The sequence below is a fragment of the Gracilimonas sp. genome (assembly GCF_035704785.1).
In the GTDB taxonomy this organism is placed as follows: domain Bacteria; phylum Bacteroidota; class Rhodothermia; order Balneolales; family Balneolaceae; genus Gracilimonas.
On the sequence record NZ_DASSWP010000166.1, the window covers coordinates 1 to 2,966 of the forward strand.

Genomic DNA, 2,966 nt, shown 5'->3' on the forward strand with positions numbered 1-2,966 from the left:
GGGCGGAGGTTTGTGGTTAGGAATAATTCGTAATCCCCGGGCTGCGTCCGTCTCGGCTTCCCAAATCCAATTCAATATTTTAGCGGACTTACCCGGGGCTACTCATATTTGACCCCTGCAGGGTCATCCATTATTCATGGGAATCCTTAGAATCCTGCAAATCATGGTTCAAAAACTGGAAACACAGCTCTCCAGCTATCAAGTGATAAAGGGCCATGAATCTATGAGTATGAGGCGGAGCCTCGATAGGGCATTCCGGAGCGGAGCACCGGAACGAGAAGGAGTGGGATGAACCGATTAACGAACAGCGAATAACGATTAACGAATCAACAAATCAACGAATTCTACCCAAATTTCTTAACTAACTCCCAGCGCTTCACTTTGCCGGTTTCGGTTTTAGGAAAGTCCTTGACGATCCTAAGTTCTTTGGGAAGTTTGAAATCGGTGAGAGCGTCCTTGAGCTGCTCGCGGATCTCGTCTAATTGAGGGGTTTTACCGTTTTTCAGGGTGACTACCGCCGTTACTTTTTGCCCCCATTCCTCATCAGGTACGCCAATAACTATCGCTTCTTTTATGGTTGGAAGCTTTTGCATGGCTTCTTCCACTTCATTGGGATTCACGTTCTCGCCGCCGGTAATAATGAGATCGGATCGCCGGGATTCGATGAATAGATGACCGAATCCGTTAATGTGTCCATAATCTCCGGTGTTAAACCAACCTTCTTTATCAAATCTGTGGTCGTTTTCTTTACTGTCGTAATACCCATCAAAGACCTGAGGGCCGTGTAGCCACAATGCTCCGGATTGATTTTTCCCAAGTACTCTGCCGTTGTCGTCACGGATCTGCATTTCATTGGGTGGAAAAGGTTTCCCTACACTTTTAAGAGGAGTATACATGCCGGATGGGGCAAGCAGGGGATTGGCTATGATCTGTGCACAGGTTTCCGTCATTCCATAACTGGATACGATCGGGATTCCCCGTTCAGCTGATTTCCTCAGAAGTCCTTCTGATATCGGGCCGCCGCCAAGCAAAATTGATTTGAATTCTCTGTGGGTTTTAAAGAGGGAATCATCCAGCAGCCTTTTAATCATGGTAGGCACCAGTGATGCTGCCTGAAAACGCTGATTTTCAGCCAGGAACTCTTTGACCATTTCTTCATTGAAGTCTGCAAGCCGATAGATCGCTGTTTCGTAAATCACAGATCTGAGGATGATAGATATCCCCCCAATGTGATTAAGCGGAAGGCAAAGCAGCCAAAAGTGATTGGGATCAGGCTTGAAATTCTGAGCTGAAGCTTCAGATGCACTTATGATCTGCCTTCTTTTTAAAGGGACGACCTTTGGTTTACTGGTAGTTCCTGAAGTGAAGAAATAACCGAAGATATCAGATTCGGAAATCTCATCCTGTTCCGGGAGATCCATATCTCTTGTATCGTGGGTAAATGAATTCAGGAAAAAATTCTCATCCATTTTTATGACGTTATCGTCACCAAGGCGGCCTCTGTTGGCTGTATCACAAAAGATAAGTGCAGGTTTTAAAACATCAAGGTAACTCTCAAGTTCAGCATTGGTAACCTTGGGATTGATAGGGATGAATGGAATTCCCAATTTCCAGCAGGCAGCAATACAAAACACGAGCACATCACTTGATTCAGAAATGAAAGCAACGGGCCACTTAAGTGAGTCTGCTTTTTTCTCTACCAGTTCTTTAAAGAATGCGGTAAACCGGTTTAAGTCGCTGTAAGTGTACATTCCGTGTTCTGAGGATAGAAACACTTGTGGTGCATCACTTTTCTTGAACTCAAACATATGTAGTCGTGATTTGAACATATACCTGTTTATAACTCCGTTAATCCTTCCAAATTTAATGAAATTCCCAAACCATTTTTGTCAGGAAATTTAATAACAGCTCTGTTAATCCAATTATCCGGTGCCACATCTTTTTGCAGAAATGTACCCGTTGTCAAACCTTGAGCATGATCCTTGTTTCCTAACCCGGCTGAAATTGCTGCTGTTGCAGCCCGCCCGATTGCTGATTCCAACAAGGTAGTAAAAACAACCTCTATATTATGAGTATCAGCAACGTCTTTTGTTACGAAAATATCATTAAATGTACCCATGAGCATTGGTTTAAGGATCAGCACATTAATGGCTTTTATATTTGATAGCTCTTCTGCACTCCTTTTGTTCCTCACTGATTCATCGGCCGCTGTTGGAATATTGACGGAGTTCGTGACTTCTTTTAAAGAGCTTAGTTCGTGTTTTGGAACCGGTTGTTCGCAATACTCAATATCTAGGTCTTCCAGTGTTTTTAAATTGTTGATGGCTTCTTCAGTTGACCAAGCCTGATTAGCGTCGATCCTGATCTTGATATCGGGATATTTTAGCCGAAGTGATTTAAGGATACGTTGTTCTTTGCTGAAATCAATTCCAACTTTCACCTTTAGTGTTTGGAAGCCCTCCCGAACCAAACGGTCGGCTTCAGAAAGCGTGGCTGATTCTTTTTTGAGAGGTAAGGTCCCATTACTGTTAACACTAGAATGAAATCCCGGAAAAAGATATTGAACCAGTGATTTTCCGGATCGCTTTGCAGCCAGATCATAGAGCAGCGTATCAAGTCCGAAACTAAGAGAAGGAAACTGATGGATCCGGTCGAGCAGCAGAAAGGTATCTTTAGCTTCCTCTGCTTTTATGGCTTTTTGCAGATGCTCCCGGTTCAAAAGCAGAACCTCTTTAACTTCTTCCAGACTTTCATCCGAAAATCCGGGAAGTGGCGCTATTTCACCATAGGCTTCTATACCCAAATTCTGATCCTGATAAACCAGGATGATGCCTTCTCTATGACTAAACTCATTCCCGGCTACCCGAAAGGGGGAAGTAAAAGGAATGTGATATGTATAGAGCTTTAGCATCAGTTCAACATAATACCAATAGAGAACAGCAATCCAAAAAGAACCATGAATTGAG

Annotated in this window: 2 protein-coding genes; both read right to left on the reverse strand. The window is 43.4% G+C overall.

The features are described from left to right. Positions 1-344: 344 nt before the first annotated feature. Positions 345-1,829, reverse strand: a complete 1,485-nt coding sequence (locus tag VFM80_RS09885) for a class I adenylate-forming enzyme family protein (protein WP_395071661.1) — start codon at positions 1,827-1,829, stop codon at positions 345-347. A gap of 8 nt (positions 1,830-1,837) precedes the next feature. Further along, positions 1,838-2,966, reverse strand: a 1,129-nt coding sequence (gene menC, locus VFM80_RS09890; protein WP_395071662.1) for an o-succinylbenzoate synthase, incomplete at its 5' end; no start/stop codon positions are given.

Coding starts and splice junctions, on each gene's coding strand:
- VFM80_RS09885 (WP_395071661.1), bottom strand. CDS start 1,829: ATGTTCAAATCACGACTACATATGTTTGAGTTCAAGAAAAGTGATGCA.